At 51.4% G+C, this 2958-nt stretch carries 3 protein-coding genes; 1 reads left to right on the top strand and 2 read right to left on the bottom strand.

The window, feature by feature from the left end:
* Nucleotides 1-154 precede the first annotated feature (154 nt).
* Complete coding sequence (tusA, locus tag KU854_RS24600) at nt 155-400, bottom strand: sulfurtransferase TusA (protein ID WP_218360852.1); 246 nt, start codon at nt 398-400, stop codon at nt 155-157.
* A gap of 309 nt (nt 401-709) precedes the next feature.
* Here tusA and KU854_RS24595 point away from each other — a divergent pair, with 309 nt between their 5' ends.
* Nucleotides 710-1651, top strand: a complete 942-nt coding sequence (locus KU854_RS24595) for a LysR family transcriptional regulator (RefSeq protein ID WP_218360853.1) — start codon at nt 710-712, stop codon at nt 1649-1651.
* Nucleotides 1652-1712: 61 nt separating this feature from the next.
* On the opposite strand, the gene acuI is transcribed toward KU854_RS24595, so the two are convergent.
* Nucleotides 1713-2693, bottom strand: coding sequence for an acrylyl-CoA reductase (NADPH) (acuI, locus tag KU854_RS24590; RefSeq protein WP_218360851.1), 981 nt, complete (start codon nt 2691-2693; stop codon nt 1713-1715).
* Nucleotides 2694-2958: the final 265 nt, after the last annotated feature.

The raw sequence follows: 2958 nt of genomic DNA, 5'->3' as shown, positions 1-2958 counted from the left end.
TCGCGAGGGTAAGGGCTGTGGTCAATTGCAAAATAAAAGGCTCTAAGTATGGGGACTTAGAGCCTTTATAAGCCATCTGTTGGATCGTTCAACCGATCATTTATCTCTTAACTGATCGGCATTAAGCCTGGGCTGCCTTTTTCATTTCTGCCTGTCACAGCCCTTTTTTGATCAGATAGCGAAACGGACTGTTATCAGACTCGTGCGCAACCAGGGTGTGATCCATAAAGCGACAGAAGCTTGGAATGTCACGGGTGGTCGATGGGTCATCTGCTGTCACCAGCAAAGTTTCACCCTCCGCCATGTTACGGATTGTCTTCCTTACCATCATTACCGGTTCCGGACAGCGCAGGCCTTCTGCGTCTAAAAAGTGATCCGGGTTTTCAAAAACTGAGCTCATATGCATCTGTCACATTAAAAACGTCGACCTGATCATACTTATGAAGAACAAATATTCAACAGGGCTTGGAATTGTAAAAATTACGTGTAGTTTAATTAACAAGTTGTTAACGAATGATTCGGTAAGGCCGAATCTGGCGCTACAGCTAGGCTAACTCACTCATCGACTACACTCACACCCAGTTTTCTTGGGCTTCCCCGCTTTAATGCGGGATTTTTTTATCTGGCGTTTGCCAGCGTTCGAAAACTTAGGCTCTGAACATCGATTGCCATGGGTATAATGGCAACGTTATCACTCTTTGGGCTGAGTATGGAACTTGAAGATATCTACCGCCGGGATTTAAACCTGCTGATTGCACTGAGAGTGCTGCTGGAAGAAGGCAGCGTCAGCAAGGCTGCTGTGCGTTTAAACCTGAGCCAGTCTGCCATGAGCCGAGTTCTCGGACGTTTGCGCACTTTGACCGGTGACCCTCTGTTTACCCGCCATGGACAGCAGTTGATTCCTACCCAAAGAGCGCTGGAACTTAATGCATCCCTGACGGCACCGCTGGATGCCCTTTGCCATGTGTTGACCCCGGAAGCGTTTGACCCTGCCTCCTGCGAGCAGTCATTCAAAATCGCCACTACCGACTACGCCATGCAGACTATCTTGCCGTTTGCCTTGCCGCGTATTTATGAAGAAGCGCCGGGACTCTCGCTGGAGTTTGCGCCGCTGCAACACGACCAGTTGATGCGCCAGCTCACCACCGAAGGGTGTGACATGGCGATATGCCGGCCGACTGGGGCGGTCGATCCCTTACAGTCCGATTGTCTGGGTCTGGTGAGCGTATTCTGTCTGGTTGCGAAGAACCATCCGTTGGCGGACAAACCGCTGACGTTGGAAGATTACCTTTCCTATCCTCACGCGGTGATAGCCATCAGTGATGGGGTGAAAGCCCTGATTGATGAAGCGCTACGTGGCTATCCGACTCCTAAACTGGCATTGCGTGCGTATCACCTGGAAGCAGCTGTCGCCATGGTAGAGAGCTTACCGCTGATCATTACTGTCCCTGCCGACTTGGCGTATCTGGTGGGTGAGAAGCACGATCTGGTGATCAAGCCGCTGCCGTTTGAATTTAAGCCTTTTTACTATTCACTGATCTGGCATCCGCGCACCGAACACTCGGCAGCGCAGATTTGGCTGAGGAACCTGATCAAAGAGGAATGTGGCAGGCTGATCGCGACCCGAATTAAAGACATGGGATTTGTATAAACCAGTATCCTAAAAACAGAAAACGGAGCCGATTGGCTCCGTTTTCAATTCCAGGGAAAGCTTACAGCTTGATCACTACGCGGCCGGTGATTTGGCCGTTAGTGATGGCTTCTGCCGCCTCTGGTACCTCTTCCAGCGAGATTTCACGGCAACCTGCCTCGTAGTAGCTGGCTGGCAGCAGTTCAGCGATGCGCTGCCAAGCTTTCTGGCGGCGCTCGTAAGGCGCGTAAACAGAGTCCACACCCAGCAGCTTCACGCCGCGTAGGATAAATGGCATCACAGTGGTTGGCAGGTCGAAACCACCCGCCAGGCCACACGCTGCAACGGCACCGTCGTAATCCATCTGTGCCAGCACTTTTGCCAGCATCTTGCTGCCTACGGTATCAACCGCACCGGCCCAGATTTGTTTTTCCAGCGGACGGGCAGGTTCATCAAATTCACTGCGCTCAACGATTCGGGATGCACCCAGCGCTTTCAGCCACTCGCCGTTTTCGCTGGCACGTCCTGTCACTGCAACCACTTGGTAACCCAGCTCAGCCAGCAGGGTAACCGCCACCGAGCCGACGCCACCGCTTGCGCCGGTAACCAGGATTTCGCCTTTCTCTGGGGTAATGCCAGCGTCCTGCAACGCCTGAACACAAAGCATGGCCGTTAAACCGGCAGTACCGATCTTCATTGCCTGAACACCAGAAAGTTTTTCCGGTAACGGTACCAGCCAATCCCCTTTCAAACGCGCTTTTTCAGCCATGCCACCCCAGTGACCTTCGCCCACGCCCCAGCCGGTCAATACCACTTTTTTGCCTGCGGTGTAGCGGTCATCTGAAGACTCGACAACCGTGCCGGTCAAATCAATGCCCGGCACCATTGGGAACTGGCGGCAAATCTTTCCCTTGCCGGTAATAGCCAGACCATCTTTATAGTTCAGTGACGAATAATCGACGTCGATGAGCACGTCGCCTTCCGGCAGTTGGCTGATGTCGAGCTGTTGAATGCTAGATGAGGTGATTTTGTCTGCTTGGTCCAGTACCAGTGCCTTGAACATGGAACGTCCTCCGAAAGGGGATAAAAGGTATGAAATACAGTGTAGATCCAATATCGACATGAAAATAATGAAACTAAATCATTTCTGATATGCATAGTGCGCATATATATGTCGCCATTAAAAAAGCCGGGCTAACTACCCTAATGCCGATCAGTTAAGAGATAAATGATCGGTTGAACGATCCAACAGATGGCTTATAAAGGCTCTAAGTCCCCATACTTAGAGCCTTTTATTTTGCAATTGACCACAGCCCTTACCCTCGCGA

Source organism: Enterovibrio paralichthyis, assembly GCF_019209835.1.
In the GTDB taxonomy this organism is placed as follows: domain Bacteria; phylum Pseudomonadota; class Gammaproteobacteria; order Enterobacterales; family Vibrionaceae; genus Enterovibrio; species Enterovibrio paralichthyis.
The sequence above is the reverse complement of the archived record's forward strand: the minus strand, read 5'-3'. Positions and strand labels throughout refer to the sequence as shown.

What these genes read in the sequence shown, in the direction of transcription:
- tusA (WP_218360852.1), bottom strand. Translation starts at nt 400, where the DNA reads ATGAGCTCAGTTTTTGAAAACCCGGATCACTTTTTAGACGCAGAAGGC.
- KU854_RS24595 (WP_218360853.1), top strand. Translation starts at nt 710, where the DNA reads ATGGAACTTGAAGATATCTACCGCCGGGATTTAAACCTGCTGATTGCA.
- acuI (WP_218360851.1), bottom strand. Translation starts at nt 2,693, where the DNA reads ATGTTCAAGGCACTGGTACTGGACCAAGCAGACAAAATCACCTCATCT.